Source organism: Sphingomonas mucosissima (assembly GCF_002197665.1).
GTDB classification, from domain to species: Bacteria; Pseudomonadota; Alphaproteobacteria; order Sphingomonadales; family Sphingomonadaceae; genus Sphingomonas; species Sphingomonas mucosissima.
The window spans coordinates 1,291,318-1,308,161 of the sequence record NZ_NBBJ01000001.1; the positions used below are offsets into that span (position 1 = coordinate 1,291,318).

At 65.0% G+C, this 16,844-nt stretch carries 14 protein-coding genes and 1 tRNA gene; 10 read left to right on the forward strand and 5 right to left on the reverse strand.

The features are described 5' to 3' along the window. The first annotated feature begins 5 nt into the window (after positions 1-5). A complete protein-coding gene (locus SPMU_RS06180) occupies positions 6-869 on the forward strand; it encodes a hypothetical protein (protein ID WP_088332841.1) in 864 nt (287 codons plus the stop codon). Between the two features lie 24 nt (positions 870-893). Here the strand turns inward: SPMU_RS06180 and SPMU_RS06185 are convergent, their stop codons facing one another. After that, on the reverse strand, positions 894-1,265 hold the full coding sequence (locus SPMU_RS06185; RefSeq protein WP_088332843.1) for a dihydroneopterin aldolase: 372 nt from the start codon (positions 1,263-1,265) through the stop codon (positions 894-896). A 103-nt stretch (positions 1,266-1,368) separates the two neighbouring features. On the opposite strand from SPMU_RS06185, the gene SPMU_RS06190 reads away from it, so the two are divergent. Genes SPMU_RS06190 through SPMU_RS06205 form a run of 4 tightly spaced genes read left to right on the forward strand, consistent with a single transcriptional unit; the run spans position 1,369 to position 4,242 of the window. Further along, entirely contained in the window at positions 1,369-1,869 is a 501-nt protein-coding gene (locus SPMU_RS06190) for a GNAT family N-acetyltransferase (RefSeq protein ID WP_245832803.1), read from the forward strand. A 38-nt stretch (positions 1,870-1,907) separates the two neighbouring features. Then, on the forward strand, positions 1,908-2,468 hold the full coding sequence (locus SPMU_RS06195) for a DUF1285 domain-containing protein (RefSeq protein WP_088332847.1): 561 nt from the start codon (positions 1,908-1,910) through the stop codon (positions 2,466-2,468). 41 nt (positions 2,469-2,509) lie between these two features. After that, positions 2,510-3,067 carry a CoA pyrophosphatase gene (locus tag SPMU_RS06200; RefSeq protein ID WP_088333215.1) on the forward strand — a complete coding sequence of 186 codons (558 nt, stop codon included), beginning with the start codon at positions 2,510-2,512 and terminating at the stop codon, positions 3,065-3,067. Further along, positions 3,055-4,242 (forward strand): CCA tRNA nucleotidyltransferase, encoded by a 1,188-nt coding sequence (locus SPMU_RS06205; protein ID WP_088332849.1) that lies wholly within the window; start codon positions 3,055-3,057, stop codon positions 4,240-4,242. Before SPMU_RS06200 ends, SPMU_RS06205 begins: the two co-directional genes overlap by 13 nt. Here the strand turns inward: SPMU_RS06205 and SPMU_RS06210 are convergent. Beyond that, positions 4,215-5,900, reverse strand: a complete 1,686-nt coding sequence (locus tag SPMU_RS06210; protein WP_245832805.1) for a putative bifunctional diguanylate cyclase/phosphodiesterase — start codon at positions 5,898-5,900, stop codon at positions 4,215-4,217. The genes SPMU_RS06205 and SPMU_RS06210 overlap by 28 nt on opposite strands. Before the next feature lie 207 nt (positions 5,901-6,107). Further along, complete coding sequence (gene parC, locus SPMU_RS06215) at positions 6,108-8,363, reverse strand: DNA topoisomerase IV subunit A (RefSeq protein ID WP_088332851.1); 2,256 nt, start codon at positions 8,361-8,363, stop codon at positions 6,108-6,110. Between the two features lie 366 nt (positions 8,364-8,729). Here parC and SPMU_RS06220 point away from each other — a divergent pair, with 366 nt between their 5' ends. The 4 genes from SPMU_RS06220 (at position 8,730) to purQ (ending at position 11,484) form a co-directional block, all read left to right on the forward strand. Beyond that, positions 8,730-9,599, forward strand: a complete 870-nt coding sequence (locus SPMU_RS06220; protein ID WP_211275745.1) for an alpha/beta hydrolase — start codon at positions 8,730-8,732, stop codon at positions 9,597-9,599. 132 nt (positions 9,600-9,731) lie between these two features. Continuing rightward, entirely contained in the window at positions 9,732-10,511 is a 780-nt protein-coding gene (gene purC, locus SPMU_RS06225; RefSeq protein ID WP_088332853.1) for a phosphoribosylaminoimidazolesuccinocarboxamide synthase, read from the forward strand. A gap of 80 nt (positions 10,512-10,591) precedes the next feature. After that, on the forward strand, positions 10,592-10,822 hold the full coding sequence (purS, locus tag SPMU_RS06230; RefSeq protein ID WP_088332855.1) for a phosphoribosylformylglycinamidine synthase subunit PurS: 231 nt from the start codon (positions 10,592-10,594) through the stop codon (positions 10,820-10,822). After that, entirely contained in the window at positions 10,819-11,484 is a 666-nt protein-coding gene (purQ, locus tag SPMU_RS06235) for a phosphoribosylformylglycinamidine synthase subunit PurQ (RefSeq protein ID WP_088332857.1), read from the forward strand. Before purS ends, purQ begins: the two co-directional genes overlap by 4 nt. Before the next feature lie 71 nt (positions 11,485-11,555). Here purQ and SPMU_RS06240 read toward each other — a convergent pair whose 3' ends face one another. Beyond that, positions 11,556-12,299 (reverse strand): queuosine precursor transporter, encoded by a 744-nt coding sequence (locus SPMU_RS06240; protein ID WP_088332859.1) that lies wholly within the window; start codon positions 12,297-12,299, stop codon positions 11,556-11,558. Between the two features lie 59 nt (positions 12,300-12,358). On the opposite strand from SPMU_RS06240, the gene SPMU_RS06245 reads away from it, so the two are divergent. Further along, positions 12,359-12,435, forward strand: a tRNA-Arg gene (locus SPMU_RS06245). Between the two features lie 119 nt (positions 12,436-12,554). Here SPMU_RS06245 and SPMU_RS06250 read toward each other — a convergent pair. Next, positions 12,555-16,820, reverse strand: coding sequence for a rhamnan synthesis F family protein (locus SPMU_RS06250; RefSeq protein ID WP_088332861.1), 4,266 nt, complete (start codon positions 16,818-16,820; stop codon positions 12,555-12,557). Between the last annotated feature and the right edge of the window lie 24 nt (positions 16,821-16,844).

The window sequence follows — 16,844 nt, forward strand, 5'->3', positions numbered from 1 at the left end:
AACGCATGGCCTTTCGTTTTATTGGTAACCTGGTGCTGGCGGGCGCACTTTTGATCAGCACGCCCGCCTGCGTCAGCGCGCAACAAGCTTTTCCGGCAGCCGCAACCAACGCCCCTGCCCCGTCCTATGTTGAGATGGCGGATCTCGTGATCGGTGCCCCGCTGGTGGTGGACGCCACGATTGCCAGCACGACGCGGATCAAGGGCGCAGAGGCAGCGGCCGTGCCGCCGGGGTTCGTGCGTTATTATGTCGAAGCCGATGTGGCCGCGCTGATCCGCGGGCCAGGCGCGATCCCGCCGCGGCTCGGCTATGTCCTTGATGCCCCGCTCGGGCCCGGCGGTCGGCAGCCGCGCTACAAGAAGTCGCGCGTGCTGCTGTTTGCCCGTCCCGTCGGGGGTAGCGCCGGTCAGGTGCAGCTTGTCGGCCCGCAGGCGCAACGCGCCTGGTCCCCAGAACTCGACGCGCTCACCCGCCGCATCGCAGGCGAAGTTCTTGCCGCCGATGCTCCGCCGGTCGTGACCGGCGTCGGCAACGCGTTCCATGTGCCGGGCTCGCTCCCCGGCGAAGGCGAGACCCAGGTGTTCCTTACCACCCAGGACAATCGACCGGTATCGTTGAACATCCTGCGGCGCCCGGGTGAGCAGCCTCGCTGGGCGGTCGCCTTGTCGGAGATCGTCGACGACGCCGCCGGCCCGCCGCAGCGCGACACCCTGCTGTGGTATCGCCTGGCATGCAGCATGCCGCGGCAGCTGCCGCCGCGCAGCACCTCGGCCTTGGAGCCGGCGGATGCTGCGGTCGCCCAGGAGGATTACCGTTTCGTTCTGGAACAATTGGGACCGTGCGAGCGGCAAACGGCGCCGGCAATCTGACGCGCTTGCCGCGTCATTCGGCCGTCAGCGGCGGTGCCGCAGCAAGGTGATGCCGATCGATTCGCCTTCTTCGGCGATGGCCAGCTTGACGATCTTCACCTTGACGCGCTGCACGCGCGGATCCTGCAGGAACAGCGTTTCTGCGATATGATCCGCCACGCCTTCGATCAGCGTGAAATGCACGCCCGGCGGCAAGGCGGCGGTCGCCGCATGTTTCAGATCGAGATAGTTTTTGGACGCTGACAGCGGCGTGTCCGGCGCGAAATGCGCCGGCGCGTCCAGCAGCACGGTGAGTGAGATCCGCAGCGGCTGCGGCAGGTGCGTCTCCTCCGAATAGACGCCGGTCAGCACCGGCACTTCGAGGTCGTGCACTTCGAGTTCAAGCATGTCTTCCACGCCGCGCGCTTAGCGGCACATCGACCGCTGCGCCATGCCACTTGCGTTACCACTGCGACTCGCTAGAGCGCGCCACCCCAACTCGTCGGGGCGGGAGACGTCGGTGATCGAACTGATCGGGCTTGAACGGGTCGAAGAAGGCGCAGTGGAGCAGCTGCTGGATCGTGCGTTCGGTGCTGATCGCCATGGCCGGACCGCTTATCGCCTGCGCGCCGGCGTGCGTGCCCTCCCCGGGGCCAGCCTTGCGGCAATCGAGAACGACGCCCTCCTCGGGACGATCCAACTCTGGCCGGTGCTGTTCAGCGGCGATGATGGCCGGAAGATCGCTCTTATCCTCGTGGGTCCGGTCGCCGTCGTTCCGGAGCGGCAGCGCGACGGGATCGGGCGTCAGCTCGTCGCCGGCGCGCTCGCGCGAGTGCCGGACGAGCCATTGATGCTGATCGGCGATCCCGAATATTACGGCCGCTTCTTCGGCTTCGACGCGGCGCGCACCGGCCGGTGGCGCTTGCCCGGCCCGGTAGAGCGCCACCGGCTGCTCGCCAGGGGCGACGGCGTACCCGCGGGCGAAGGATCGATCGGACCGGACACGTCCCGCCGCGTCTGATCCTTTACGCCGGCGCCCCCCGTCCCTACGTCGGGAGCATGCCCATGGCGCCGACACCCGATTTCGAAACGCTGACCATCGCCGACATCGCGCGCCTCGCAGAGGCCGATCGCTTGCCGCCGGTCGAGCGCTGGAACCCCGATCATTGCGGCAATAGCGACATGCGCATCGCGCGCGACGGCACATGGTATCATCAAGGCTCGCCGATCGGACGGCCGGCGATGGTCCGCGCCTTTAGCCGGATCCTGCGCCGCGAGGCGGACGGCGGCTACGTCCTCGTCACCCCGGTTGAAAAGCTGGACATCGAGGTCGAGGACGCGCCGTTCGTTGCCGTGGAGCTGAAGGCAGAAGGCGAGGGACAAGGATCCACGCTGGCGTTTCGGCTGAATACGGGTGAGTTGGTGACGGCGTCCGCCGAACACCCGCTGCGCTTCGTGGAGCGTGAGGATGGCCCCCATCCCTATGTGCATGTCCGCGGCGGTTTGGAGGCGCTGATCGCGCGCTCGATTTATTACGAGCTTGCCGAGCGCGCGCTTGCCGGTGACGAAGATCCGCCGGGCGTCTGGAGCGCCGGCGCCTTTTTTCCGATCGCCCCGTGAGTTCGCTGGTCGACCGGCTCGGCCTGGCGCTGACCGAGGGCATGGCGCAGCAGACCATCCTCCTGGCCGGCGACCATGGCGATGTGGCGCTTGCGACCGGCGACAGTTTGACGCCGGCGGCGGTGCTCGTGCCAGTAACTGATCGCCCGCGTCCCGGCGTGATCCTGACGCAGCGAACCGAAACGCTGCGGCGGCACGCCGGCCAGGTTGCGTTTCCGGGCGGCCGCGTCGATCCTGGTGAGGACGCCGTAACCGCGGCGTTGCGCGAAGCAGACGAGGAGATCGCACTCCCGCCCTCTGCCGTGACGGTGGTCGGCGAAGCGGACCGCTATCAGACCGTGACCGGCTACACCGTCACGCCGATCGTCGGCGTGGTGCCGCCCGATCTGACGCTTCGCCCATCGGAGGCTGAGGTCGCCAGCGTGTTCGAGGTCCCGCTCGATTTCCTGCTGGACAGCAGGAATCACGTGGAGGCGCGCACCCAATGGGAGGGGCGTGAGCGGCGCTATTACGAGATCCTGTGGGATGATCGGCGGATCTGGGGCGCAACGGCCGCGATGATCGTCAATCTGGCGCGTCGGCTGCGGTGGAGCGCGTGATCCTGCCGCCCGCACCATGGCGGGCGCTTCCCGGACTTGACGCGTTGGCTGAAGCGCTCGGCGCTCGGGAGGGCCAAGCGCGCTATGTCGGCGGAGCCGTACGCGACACGTTGCTCGGCCTTGCCGTCGCGGATATCGACATCGCGACCAGCCACCCTCCGGCAGAGGTGGTCAAGCGGCTGACGTCCGCCGGGATCAAGGCCATCCCGACCGGCATCGCGCACGGCACGATCACGGCCGTATCCTCTGGCACCGTCGTGGAAGTCACGACGTTGCGGCGCGACGTCGCGACAGATGGACGCCACGCGCAAGTTGCCTTCACCGATGATTGGCAAGCCGATGCGGCCCGCCGCGATTTCACCATCAACGCGCTTTACGCCGATCCGATCTCAGGCGCGCTGTCTGATTGGTTCGGCGGGCTCGACGATCTGGGCGCGCGGCGGGTGCGGTTCATCGGAGACCCCTATCGCCGTATTGCCGAGGATCACCTGCGGATCCTGCGTTTCTTCCGCTTCCATGCGCGCTTTGGCGACACGCCTGATCCAGCCGGGCTGGACGCCTGCACCGATCGCGCCAACGATCTCATGGCGCTCTCGCGTGAACGGATCGCTGCCGAGCTGCGGAAGCTGCTGGTGGCAAAGGGCGCCGTGCCGGTCGTTGCGCTGATGGTCGAGCGCGGCATCTTCCGACCGGTCTTGCCGGAGATCGCCGACGTCGCCGCGCTTGCCGCGCTCGCCGAGGCGGAGGCGAATGCCGACGTCGCGCCCGACGCCATTCGCCGCCTTGCCGCGCTGATCACGCCGGACAGTGCGGACGGAGTCGGGGCCAGGCTCCGGCTGTCCAATGCGGATCGCACGCGGCTGGTGGCGGCGCATGACGGCGCGGGTACAGAAGGCGCCCGCGCGCTCGCTTATCGCGTGGGCCCTGCCATCGCCCTCGATCGCCTGCTGCTCGCGGGCGCCGCCGTTGACGAGCTGCACGGCTGGTCGCCCCCGCGCCTCCCAATCGGCGGCGGCGATCTGGTAGCGCGCGGCATCGCGCGTGGTCCTGACGTCGCGCGCGCCTTGCGGGAGATCGAAACCTGCTGGATCGCGGAGGGCTTTCCGGATGTGGCGCGCACCGCGCAGATCGCCGATCGCGTTACCGATCAGTTGCTCGGCGCGACCAGCAACTGATAAGCCTGCTCCGCCGAGAGCGGGCGGGCAAAATGATAACCCTGCCCGTAGGTGCAGCCGAGCGCCGACAGCGTCTGTGAGACCGCCCCGCTCTCGATCCCCTCGGCCACCGTCGCCATGCCGAGCGCGGTGGCGAGGCTGAGCACCGCGCGCACGATGGCGATCTTGTCACGGTCCGGCATCATGCCGGTGACGAAGCTGCGGTCGATCTTCAGCGTGTCGATCGGCAGCTTCTGGAGAAACGCGAGGTTCGAATAGCCCGTGCCGAAATCGTCCATCGCGATCGTCACGCCTGCAGCCTTCAGCGCCTGCAGCGTCTCCGCGCTCCCGTCCGGATCCGCAATCAGCGCGCTTTCGGTAAGCTCCAGCTTCAGCCGGTTGCCCGCCAGCCCATGCGCCGCCAGCGTTTCCGCCACCAGCGGCGGGACGCGATCGCGTTGCAGCTGGATCGGCGAGATATTGACCGCCATCTGGACGTCGAGCGGCGCACCGGCGCGCGCATCCCATGCCGCCAGCGTGCGCAGCGCACGGTCCAGCACCCACCGGCCAAGCGGCACGATAAGCCCCGATTCCTCCGCCACGGAGATGAAGTCGGCCGGGGCAATCTCGCTCCCGTTTTCATCGGTCCACCGCGCCAACGCCTCGAACGCGACGATCCGGCCGGTCGCGAGATCATGGATCGGCTGGTAGTGAAGCTGCAGCTGCTCCGCCTCAACGGCGCGGCGCAGCGCGGTTTCCATGGCGAAGCGGGCACGCGCGCGGTCGAGGGCGCGGGTATCATACGCCTCCGCCTGTCCCGTCTCCTTGGACCGGCGCACCGCGAACTGCGCCTTGCGGATCACATCCTCGGCGTCGTCGGTCGCTTCTGCGCCAAAGGCGATGCCGATCGCGCAGGTCACCCTGATCTCGAAATCGCTGAGGCGAACAGGCATGGAGAGCAGTTCGCGGATCCGCTCGGCGGCACGGTCAACTTCAGCCGGATCGTCACCGGTCTGCAGCAAGACGCCGAACTCGTCCCCGCCAATCCGGCCCAACATGTCGCCAGCACGTAGTGAGCCCTTGATCCGCCGCGCCACCGTGATCAGCATCTCGTCGCCCGCCATGCTCCCGAGGCAGGAATTCACCCGGCCGAAGCGATCCAGATCGATCACGAGCACGGCGTAATTGGTCAGCCCGGCGGCAATCCGCGCCTCAAGCAAATCGCCGAAACCGGCCCGGTTCGGCAATCCGGTAAGGCTGTCGGTGCTCATCTCGCGGCGCAGGCTTGCTTCCGTGCGCATCCCGCGGGTCTGGTCGACCAGCGTGACAAGGCAGCGCGGCGGCTGTGGGTGATCGACGCGCGCGAAGGTCACGTCGAACCAATGCTGCTCCACCGCATCGCCGGTGCGCCAGCTGCGCTGCTCCCACCGGCTCTCGCCCTTGAGGAACTCGACCAGCGCTCCGCCGAGATCGCGGGTCAGCCCACAATGCACCGGATCGGCGCCAAGCCAGAGCTTGCGAAACGCCACGTTGGACGATCTGATGTGCAGCCGCCCTGCTTCCAGTGCGACCACGACGGCCGCAACAGGCAGCAAGTCCATGGCCAGTTCGCCCGCCGTCCGGTCGAACGCAGGGGCTTGCGGATCCTTGACGATTTTCAACGCGACGGACGAAGGCATCGCAAAATACCTAGCGCCCGCGTCCTTAACTTTCGTTAAATCCAGAACGAAGGTTTTCAGCCGTCCTCCCGTGCTGCGATCGAGATGTTCGACCGGGCCAGTGGATCATCACGAACGATCCTCGCCTTTCAGGCCGTGGCCGTTCCAGTGCCACTGTTGCCCGCCTGCCCGCATCAACGGCCGTCCATTGCGCTGGTGCAACCCAGCTCAGGCGAAGCGGTTGTCTCGGGGAAAGCCGGTCGGCGGCATCCGGCCGGCGGCGCCCCTTGCCGCGCGCCAGGGGGACACGTCGGCCTCGGTCCGGAACCGCCCTGTGTCGCCGCCCATCGGCCATCTGATCCCCTCCGCATAACGGAAGGTGATCGCATCGCTGAGGCCGCCGTCGCGGTAGCGCTGCAGTTGCGCGCCCTGCCCGCGCGTCATTTCCGGCAGCTCGCTGATCGGAAAGACCACCATCTTCCGATTGTCGCCGATTGCCGCGACATAATCGTCGCCGGCCGCCACGGGGCGCACCACTGTCAGGCTCGCGCCCGGTCGCGGCGTCATCACGTTCTTGCCCTTGCGCGTTTCCGCCAGCACGTCGTTCACCGGCACGATGAAGCCGCGCCCGTCATTGGCCGCCACCAGCAGCTTGCCGTCGCGTTCGGCCCGAAGCAGCCGCACGATCCCGAGCCCGCCGTCCAGATCGATCGTCGCCCGCACCGGCTCGCCAAAGCCGCGCCCGCCCGGCAGCTTGTCGGCCGCCAGCGTGTAGAATCGGCCATTCGCCGCCGCGAGCAGCAACTTGTCCGTGGTGTGCGCGTGAAAAGCGAAGGCCGGCCCGTCGCCTTCCTTGAACTTCAGCGTCTCGGCGGAGGCAAGGTCGACATGCCCCTTCATCGCCCGGATCCAGCCACGCTGAGAGAGGATCACGGTGATCGGCTCGCGTTCGATCATCGCTTCCAAGGGGATCTCGCGCGCTGGCGCCGCTTCCTCGATCGTCGTGCGCCGCTTGCCCAGCGCCGTCTCGGCGCCATAGCGGTCGCGGATCTTTTCCAGATCCTTCTTCATCCGCGTCCGCTGCCGCTGATCGGAACCGAGCAGCAGCTGAAGACTCGCCTGCTCTTTCTCCAGCGCGGCCTGCTCGCGCTTCAGCTCCATTTCCTCCAGCCGGCGCAAGCTGCGCAGCCGCATGTTGAGGATCGCCTCGGCCTGCCGGTCGGTCAGGTCAAACTCGGCCATCATCACCGCCTTGGGCTCATCCTCGGTGCGGATGATCTCGATCACCCGGTCGAGGTTGAGAAAGGCAATGATATAGCCCTTCACCAGCTCCAGCCGGTCCGCGATCTTCGCCAGCCGGTGCTCGGTGCGCCGCCGCAGCACCACGAACTGATGCTCCACCCACGCGGCCAGCGCCTCCGCCAGGCTCATCACCCGCGGCGTGCGCTTCGCGTCGAGAACGTTGAGGTTCAGCGGCACGCGCAGTTCCAGGTCCGACATCCGGTACAGCCCGTCCATCAGCACCTGCGGATCCACCGTGCGGCTGCGCGGCTCCAGGATCAGGCGAATCTCGGCATCCGATTCGTCGCGCACGTCGGCCAGGATCGGCAGCTTCTTGTCGTTCACCAGGCCTGCGATCTGCTCGATCAGCTTGCCCTTCTGCACGCCGTACGGGATCTCGCTGACCACGATCTGCCAGCCGCCACCCTTTTCCTTCTCCAAGCTCCACCGGCATCGCACGCGAAACGCGCCGCGCCCGGTGGCATAGGCCTCGCGGATGATCGCCGGCGGATCGACCAGCAGGCCGCCAGTGGGAAAATCGGGTCCCTGCACAAACACCAGCGGATCGGCGGCGGGATCGTCCACCAGCGCGATCGCGGCGTCGAGAAGCTCGGCCGCATTGTGTGGCGGAATGCTCGTCGCCATGCCCACCGCGATGCCGCTGGCACCGTTCGCGAGCAGATTGGGGAACAGGCCCGGGAACAGCTCGGGCTCCTGCTCCTCGCCATTGTAGGTCGGGCGGAAGGCGACGGCATCTTCGTCCAGCCCGTCCATCAGGTCGATCGCGACCTGCGTCAGCCGCGCCTCGGTATAGCGGTAGGCGGCGGCATTATCGCCGTCGATGTTGCCGAAATTGCCCTGCCCGTCGACCAGCGGATAGCGGAGTGCGAAATCCTGCGCGAGGCGCACCATCGCGTCATAGACGGATTGGTCGCCGTGCGGGTGATATTTGCCGATCACGTCGCCGACGACACGCGCGCACTTCTTATACCCTTGCGTCGGATCGAGCCGCAGCAGCCGCATCGCCCACAACAGGCGTCGGTGCACCGGCTTCAGCCCATCGCGAACGTCGGGCAGCGAGCGCGCGGTGATCGTAGACAGCGCGTAAACAAGATAGCGCTCAGACAGCGCGGAATCGAACGGCGCGTCGAACACGCCCACGGGCGGATTGTCGGGCGGCAGCACGGGCGCATCGGTCGGCATGGCGCGCGTGCTAGCAGGATGAGCCCTTGTTCCACAACCGTTCCGCTGGCTGTCCTACGCGGCGCGGACATGGCACACTCAAATCATGCGCGCAGCCTGCCCCACTCCCAGCGTCATCCCGGGCTCGATCCGGGCTCCATCGCCCCACATGTGGCGCGCGTCGCCGCTTCAGCCGGAATGCTTGTCACGCCCGGCATCCAGGATCGATTTGGCGAAGAACTCACCAGAGTTCCATGCCTCAACATTCGCCGAAAGAACGCGCCAGTGTCTCAACTTTCTCAACATTCGGTTGCAAAACGTGCATGCGTGCGGCGCGCAGCTTGGCTTGCCACTGCCCTCCTCGCGGCCTCATGCTCACCCGTGACCATGACCAGCACGACCATCCCTGCCGCTTCTGCCGCCGCCTTCGCCCCGCTCACCTGGGACGACCTCACCAGCCGCCCGCGCCCCGAAGCCGATGCAACGATCGCCTATGGTGACGATCACATGCAAAAGGTCGACGTGTGGCTTCCAACCGGCCCCGGTCCGCACCCTGTTGTGCTGATGGTTCACGGCGGCTGCTGGCAGACGCGGATCGCCGATCGGTCCATCATGGATTGGATCGCCGGAGACCTGCGCGCCGACGGCATCGCCGTGTGGAATATCGATTACCGCGGCGTGGACCGTGTCGGGGGCGGATATCCCGGCACGTTCTCAGATGCTGCGAAGGCCGCGGACCAACTTACTGTTCGCGCAAAGGAATATAGCCTCGATACGAGCCGTGTCGTCGCCGTCGGCCATTCCGCTGGCGGCCATCTGGCGCTTTGGCTCGCCGGGCGCGCGAAGCTGCCCGCTGGCAGCCCGCTCCACAGCACCGCTCCGCTTTCGATCAGTCATGTGATCAGCCTCGGCGGCCTTCCCGATCTCGAAGCCACCGCGGCGAGCCCCGACAATGGCTGCGGCACGTCGGTGGTTCAGAAGCTTGTCGGGACGGGGCGACCGGATCTTTATGCCGACACCTCGGTGCCGCGGCTGTTTCCGCTTGGGGTGCCGCAGACGTTGGTGAACGGCCGGGAGGATCGCATCATCCCCTATCGTATGGCCACCGAATATGTAGCGCGCGCGCAGGCTTCTGGTGATCGGGCCGACCTCATCACCGTGCCTTCGACCGGCCATGTCGAGCTTGTCGCTCCAGGTACCGCAGCTTGGACGGAGGCCAAGCGCGTCATCCGCGCGGCGCTCAATCGGCCGCGCTGAGGGAAGTGGGTTTGGCGTGGTGCTCGCGTGATTGCGCCCGCGCACCCCTTCCCTTATACGGCTCGCCATTCCCGCCCCGGCCGCGCCGCTTCTGTCGCGTTCGCCGGGGCTGTCCATTTCAGGGGTGATGCGATGGCGCGGCGCCGGCAGATCTACGAAGGCAAGGCGAAGATCCTCTACGAGGGGCCGGAGCCCGGCACCTTGATTCAGTATTTCAAGGACGACGCAACTGCCTTCAATGCCCAGAAAAAGGGTACGATCAACGGCAAGGGCGTGCTGAACAACCGTATCTCGGAGCATATCTTCACGCTTCTGGGCAACATCGGCGTTCCCACGCACTTCATACGCCGTCTCAACATGCGTGAGCAGTTGATCCGGCAAGTGGAAATCGTGCCCATCGAGGTGATCGTCCGCAATGTCGCGGCCGGCTCGCTCAGCAAGCGGCTGGGCATCGAGGAAGGCACCCAGTTGCCGCGGACGATCCTTGAATATTGCTACAAGGACGATGCGCTCGGCGACCCGATGATCTCGGACGAGCACATTGCCGCCTTCGGCTGGGCTAGCCAGGAGGAGATGCACGACATTGCCGATCTGGCGATCCGCGTGAACGACTTCCTGTCGGGCCTGTTCGCCGGCATTGGCATCCGCCTGGTCGACTTCAAGCTCGAGTTCGGCCGGATCTGGGACAATGATTACGGCCGTATTATCCTGGCGGACGAAATCAGCCCCGATGGCTGCCGCTTGTGGGACATGACCACCAACGAGAAGCTCGACAAAGATCGCTTCCGTCGTGATCTCGGCGGCGAAGTCGAGGCTTATCAAGAGGTTGCACGCCGTCTTGGCCTTCTTCCCGAAGGTGGCGAGACGGCCGTGCTCGACATGGCCGAACACCGCGAGAAGCGCGGAAAGTAGCTGCAACCCTGCCCGCCGGTCTGCACCCTCGCCGCTCGCGAAGGTTGCGATCCGCGGGCGCTTCGAATAGCGGGCCCGTCATGAAGCTGCGCATCTACGTCACGCTAAAACCCGGTGTCCTGGATCCCCAGGGCAAGGCGATCGAACACGCTCTCACCGGCCTTGGCTTTCCCGGCATCGAAGGCGCCCGCGTGGGCAAGCTGATCGAGCTTGAGGTTGCCGACTCGACCGACGATGCGCAGATCGATGCCATGTGCCGCCAGCTGCTGGCGAACACGGTGATCGAAAACTATCGAGTCGAGCGCGCATGAAGACGGCAGTGGTCGTCTTTCCTGGCTCCAACTGCGATCGCGATCTCGCAGTGGCGCTGGAGGAAGTCACCGGCAAGAAGCCGGAGATGGTGTGGCACGGCGATACCGCCCTGCCGGATGGCGTCGGGCTGATCGCGGTTCCCGGCGGCTTCTCCTATGGCGATTATCTACGCTCCGGCGCGATGGCTGCGCGCTCGCCCATCATGCGGGCGGTCGCCGACAAGGCCGGCGCCGGCGTTCCCGTGCTTGGCGTCTGCAACGGATTTCAGATCCTCACCGAAGCAGGCCTGCTTCCCGGCGCGCTTATGCGCAATGCAGGGCTTGATTTCGTCTGTCGTGACGTCGCGCTCACGGTGGACACCGCGCAGACTGCGTTCACCCGGCGTTATGCTGCCGGCGAGACGATCAAGGTTCCGGTCGCGCACCATGACGGCAATTACGTTGCCGATCAGGAAACTTTGGATCGCCTGGAGGGCGAAGGCCGAGTTGCGTTCCGCTACGCCGAAGAGGTCAACGGCTCCGCCCGCCGGATCGCCGGCATCCTCAACGACGCGGGCAACGTGCTAGGCATGATGCCGCATCCGGAGCGCCGGATCGAAGCCGCACACGGCGGCACAGAAGGCCGTCGCTTGTTCGAGGGATTGCTAGACCTCGTCGCTTAGCCGCATTGTCTTGAGCGAGGCTGTAAGCGAGGCGGGAACCCGACTGGTCTTCGGTTTTGTACCGGCTGGCGTCAGACCCGGGTACCGAACGGCGTGAAGTCGGTCTCCTCGTCAAACACATCAATGCCTTCGGCCTGCTTGAGCGATCCGACGACGAAATAGGTCACAGGCGTGAGCAGCGCCTCCCACGACACCTTCAAGACCCATTGTGTGAAGAGGACAGTGAAGACGAGCTCCGTTGTCCAGCCCTCTGCATATAGAAAAGCGAGCGGGTAGAATATCAGGCTGTCGACCCCCTGACCCGCGACTGTGGACCCGATCGTGCGCATCCACAGGTGCCGCCCTTGGGTGGCGACCTTCAGCCTTGCGAGCACGTATGAGTTGACGAATTCACCCGCCCAGAACGCACACATGCTTGCAAACACGATCCTGGGCACTTGCCCGAAGATCGCCTCATAGGCTTGCTGATTGGTCCAGTCCGGCGCCGGTGGCAGGGCGACGACCACCCAGGCCATGAACGCCATAAAGGCGGTCGCCACAAAGCCGGCCCAGATGACCCGCCGTGCCCGAGCGTAGCCATAGACCTCGGTCAGCACGTCACCGATGACATAGCTAACTGGGAAAAACAGGATCCCAGCACCGAATGGCCAGTAACCGACACCCGGCAGCCATACTTGCGCTACCTTGCCGGCCCCCAACACATTGGAGAGCAACAGCACCGCAACGAACGCAGCCATGATAAAATCGTAATAACGTAGCGTCTGGCCCCGCAGCGAATTCGCCGACACTCGGCCCGGTTTTACCTCTTGGGTCATAAGCCGATCATGCCGGCAGTTTCACTTCCTCGCAATGCGCGCTAACACGCGCGCATTGCGCGCCCGTAGCTCAGTTGGATAGAGCACGAGCCTTCTAAGCTTGGGGCCGCTGGTTCGAATCCAGCCGGGCGCGCCATCTCTTCCCCGCCAATCACCGTTCTGCCGCAACAGGCCGAAGCACCGCTTCGTTGAAACCGAAGCTCGGGGCATCCCCTGTCTGTCTTCGCAACCTTGCAGGCGCCAGATAAGATCGCGTCAGACGAACCAGTCTCCGGCACCGGCGGAGGGTGTCAAATCGAGCATGTCGCGCCGCATGTGCGGCGGCAGCGCCGGGTCATCTGCGAGCCAATGCTGCCACCGGGTGAGAAACAGCGCCAGCTGTTCTCCTGGTGGCACTGACGCGCCGCGGGACTTCTTCTCCGAATGAATGAGCTCCGCCGCGGGATTGTACACGATCCGCAACCCCTGCTGGCGAATCTTCAGGCAGAGATCGATGTCGTTGAACTCTAGACTGAACCGTTCGTCGAACCCGCCCACTGCTTCAAGAACGCTCCGCCGTGTTGCCAGCACCGCGCCGGTCACCATTGACACTTCGCGCTGCGTCACGCCCCAGTCCTGGTAGGTTGGTGTCGCCGCATCGAGCCCCAGCCACGCATGGACGCAGGTACCCAGCACACCACCATAGATGCCGGCGTGCTGGACCGTGCCATCATCGTAAAGCAAGCGGGCGCCCACCGCGCCCACGTCGCGGTCCACTGCAAAGCTCAGAAGTGCGCGGAGCCAGTCCTGTTTACGCGCAAACACATCGTCATTGAGCATGACGATCAGGTCGCTCGGGGCCGCGCGCCACAGCAGATTCATCTTGGCCGCGAAGTTGAACGGCTCATCTGGCGCACGCGGGGTTTCGATCCTCCGCAGAAGAAATGGCCAGTCCTGCGCCGCCCATGATGGCGTGCCGGGCAGGTCATCTCCCACCAGAACGGTCAGGCGGTCGGCCGGCCATTCCACATCGGCAAGGCTTTTCAGCAAACGCTCGATGTACGTGCCCTCGCTGCCCTCGACGGGCGTCCGCCGGGTGGGAATGCAAAGCGTCACCGACGGCAGATCTGCGCTCCACCGTGCCGACAACTGCAGCGAACCCGCAGCTTGCCCTTCCGTTACGCTATAGCCGGCATAAAGCGGGGAACGCTCAAGAATGGCGCGCCTTTCAGCCACTGGTGCGGTCAGGCGCTGGCCGCCCTGCACCAGTATTACCTCGCTTATGCTGGCAATCGAAAGCCCATGCTCCGCGATGCGGAGCACCAGATCGAACAGGGCGGCATCGCCGAGATCCACGCGCAGGCCGCCAATCTCGTGGAGCGCCGATCCCCGGATGAACAATGGCGCTCCGATATAATCCTGCGCTGCAAAGAGCGTGCGATCGAATTGCGGCTTGAGCCGGATCTGCTCCAACAGGGTGGCCTCGCCATACGCAACGTCATCTGCGTAACAGAGCGCCACGTCAGGCCGAGCGACAGCCAGACGATCGACGATGCTGCCCGTTAACGGATGTACGCGCCCTTCATCGGGAACAATCATCAGCCATGCGTCCTGATCGTTGGGCACGTTGCCGAGACCGTCTCCAAGGGGCGTCATCGAACCCGGCTTCAGGCTCATCACCTTCAGCTTGCCCGCCTCTGCCAAGCGCAAGTTCGAAAGGGGTACGCCAGCACCGGCATCCTCGATCTTGGGCATAGTGCGACGGACCGGCTCACCGCTTGAAAGCACCGCCTCCAGGCTCGCGGCAATGGCAGCGCCCACCGCCTCTACGGAGAGGCTTTGGGCCACTCGGGTGCGAGCCGCGTCGCCGATCGTCCCGTCGCCGGAATTGACATGATCAGCAGCAGCAACCAGAGCGTCCGCCAACGCAGCTTGGTCGATCCGGGCCCAGGTGCCTCCGCGAAAGTAATGGCCGAAGTCCTCGTCCAGCGTCCAAGGGTCGGCAGGCACGGGAAACCCGCAAGAGCCATCGAGAAACTGGGTCGTACCGCTGTAATCGGTCGCAACGACGATCCGCCCCGCGGCCATCGCTTCCGCCACGGTGAGGCCAAAACCCTCGGAGCAGTGCGGCGATGCGTAGATGTCGCACGACGCCACAAGGTCCGCCAATTCATGGCTGCTGAGCGATCGGTCGAGCAGGATCACCCCAGCGGTTACTTCCGCAAGGGCTGCCAAGGCCTGCCCGTCTCCTGGCCGGTCCATGAGATGCTTGGTCTTGAGTACCAGGCTCCAGCCACGCGCCGCCAGCCCAGATGCCGCAAAGGCTTGAAGCAGTGCTGCCGGGTTCTTGCGGACTAGATAGCTCGCCCCGTCGAACACATAAAGGACGAGGCGACGATCTGTCGGGAGACCAAGCGCCGATCGGATTGAGGACGTGTCGCTCGTGCCATCGCTTCTCACCGGCACGACATGAGGGATTACGTCGACAGGCGCTTCCCTCGCAGCGGCGAATACATTCGCATTGTAACTGCTGGGCGCCCAGATCCGATCAACGGACGAGAATTCGTGCTCCCAGGCGGCGGGCAGTTGCTCCATCTCCCAGACCCAATAGCCGATCCGGCGCCCTGCCCGGCTGATCTGCGCACGCTGCTCCTCCGTCAGGAGATGCCACGAGTCCGGGTTCAGATGCACAATCGCGACATCCGCCACGCCATCGAAGTCGATGACGTCGTGCGCGGGAACGAGCGGCTTGTGGACGTGGAACGGCTTGCGGATCGGGTGGAGGTTTAGCCGCACGCCAGCATGCCTGATGGCCGCAATGATGCCGCGGCTGGCCGCGCCCAGGCCGTTGTCGTAGTTCCAAGGGCCATAGAAGGCCACCTTATAGGGCTTGGCCGGCACATCCATGTCGACGCTGTCTGGCACAGGTCGCGCGAGCAAGGGAAAGCCGGCTGCGGGTATAGGCTCATCCGTGCCGTAATCTCGTGATGCTTCGATCATCTGCAGATCAAAACCCGCGCGCTTCAGCTCCCGCGTCAGCCGCTCAGTATTCACATGCTCGAATGTGTTGTGCAGCAGGGATCGCTTGATGAAAGGGAAGCCAGATGCAAGCAGCCGCTTCCACGCGAACAGCGTCGGATTGCGCGCTTCATCGACCTTGAAGATACTGTCGACAGTAAACCCCGCTCGATGAACGCCCTGGGCTAGCGGAACTTCGAACTCGTTGATTATCGCATCCTTGTCCGCAACCACCGACACGGCGTTCACGAACAGCTGAAAGGCATAGGATTTCAGCAGTTGTCCGCTTGCGCGCAGGAAGTAGCTTTGCAAATGCCAACCACGCTCGAGCGTCTCGGTGAGACTCACCAGATCGGCTGTATTCTGCCTAACCCTGCTGATGACTTCAGTGAAGGCCGCCTCATTGCTGGGGCCAACGATACTGTCGTTGATTATATAAAGGCACTCCGCGTCGTATAGCCGCGGTTCTAGGCGCAGCATATGTGCCCAAGCGCCGAAGTCATAGCCCTTGTTCTCCCGGACGATCGCGTTGGAAACCGAACCGAGAACTTCATCGTCAAGCGCGACCGGCCTATCGGTATTAACGACCAGTGAAACCGAAATTCCCTGTTCGCGCAACATCCGCAGAAAGCGTCGAACAAAGGGCTGGAGCATTCCAGTGGCGGCGTAAGCCACATAGATCGCGTGTTCTCCGGACACGAGGGACAATGGCTTGGGCGTGACGTAACGTACGGCGGTTATGTGCCGTGCTGCCCCAGCCTCGGCCGACCGTGGCAACGTGATGGTCACAGGAGAGCCGTCGAGCAATTCGCCCGTCGATCGCAGGCGGACATTTGCATGAAGCGCGTCACCGCTGAGGCCGGCCGCATCAACCAAAATCGTAAAGCCGGCCGGGCCACCCGTGTAACGAGCCTGGGCAACGTCCGAACGGAACTGCGCCGCGATGCCCGAACCGATGATCCGACCAGCAGGACCCACGATTTCGATCTCCGCTGGCCCGTCCGCAGGGTCCGGCTCGACAGCCCAGCCGCGCACCACCAATCCCTCAACCTTATCAATGCTGCCCACCGCCGACTGCCCGATCCGCGAGCCGCCGGTGGCGAGATCACGTTCAGGAGAGATCCCCAGCGATTTGAGCTCTGCGCACGCCTGGCGGTTCCCATCGATTTGGAAACTACGGGCGTAATAGCGCGCAGCGTCCGATTGGCGACGCATGGACTTCATGAGATGCCCGAGGTTCAACGCCAGATCGGAGTCGCCGGGATAGAGCCGCTCGGCTTGGAGATACGCTTCCTCGGCCCGCGCGAGCTCTCCCGCCTCCTTCAGCGCATGGCCCAGTTGAACCCAAATCGCAAAGGACGTCGGGTTCGCATCAAGATACGACCGATAGTGCTCGGCGGCGACGGCCCAAGAGCCCGCGTCGCGTGCCTTGTCGCCTAGCAAGCGATGCTTCGCGCGTGGTGACGAACTGTCGCCCGCAAGCCCAAGCGCCGCGACAGCGCGCGCAAAGTAGCTCTGGCCCATTAATTTCCCTCGCTCGGGCTCTTC

What these genes read in the sequence shown, in the direction of transcription:
- SPMU_RS06180 (WP_088332841.1), top strand. Translation starts at nt 6, where the DNA reads ATGGCCTTTCGTTTTATTGGTAACCTGGTGCTGGCGGGCGCACTTTTG.
- SPMU_RS06195 (WP_088332847.1), top strand. Translation starts at nt 1,908, where the DNA reads ATGCCCATGGCGCCGACACCCGATTTCGAAACGCTGACCATCGCCGAC.
- SPMU_RS06200 (WP_088333215.1), top strand. Translation starts at nt 2,510, where the DNA reads ATGGCGCAGCAGACCATCCTCCTGGCCGGCGACCATGGCGATGTGGCG.
- SPMU_RS06210 (WP_245832805.1), bottom strand. Translation starts at nt 5,900, where the DNA reads ATGCCTTCGTCCGTCGCGTTGAAAATCGTCAAGGATCCGCAAGCCCCT.
- parC (WP_088332851.1), bottom strand. Translation starts at nt 8,363, where the DNA reads ATGCCGACCGATGCGCCCGTGCTGCCGCCCGACAATCCGCCCGTGGGC.
- SPMU_RS06220 (WP_211275745.1), top strand. Translation starts at nt 8,730, where the DNA reads ATGACCAGCACGACCATCCCTGCCGCTTCTGCCGCCGCCTTCGCCCCG.
- purC (WP_088332853.1), top strand. Translation starts at nt 9,732, where the DNA reads ATGGCGCGGCGCCGGCAGATCTACGAAGGCAAGGCGAAGATCCTCTAC.
- purS (WP_088332855.1), top strand. Translation starts at nt 10,592, where the DNA reads ATGAAGCTGCGCATCTACGTCACGCTAAAACCCGGTGTCCTGGATCCC.
- purQ (WP_088332857.1), top strand. Translation starts at nt 10,819, where the DNA reads ATGAAGACGGCAGTGGTCGTCTTTCCTGGCTCCAACTGCGATCGCGAT.
- SPMU_RS06240 (WP_088332859.1), bottom strand. Translation starts at nt 12,299, where the DNA reads ATGACCCAAGAGGTAAAACCGGGCCGAGTGTCGGCGAATTCGCTGCGG.
- SPMU_RS06250 (WP_088332861.1), bottom strand. Translation starts at nt 16,820, where the DNA reads ATGGGCCAGAGCTACTTTGCGCGCGCTGTCGCGGCGCTTGGGCTTGCG.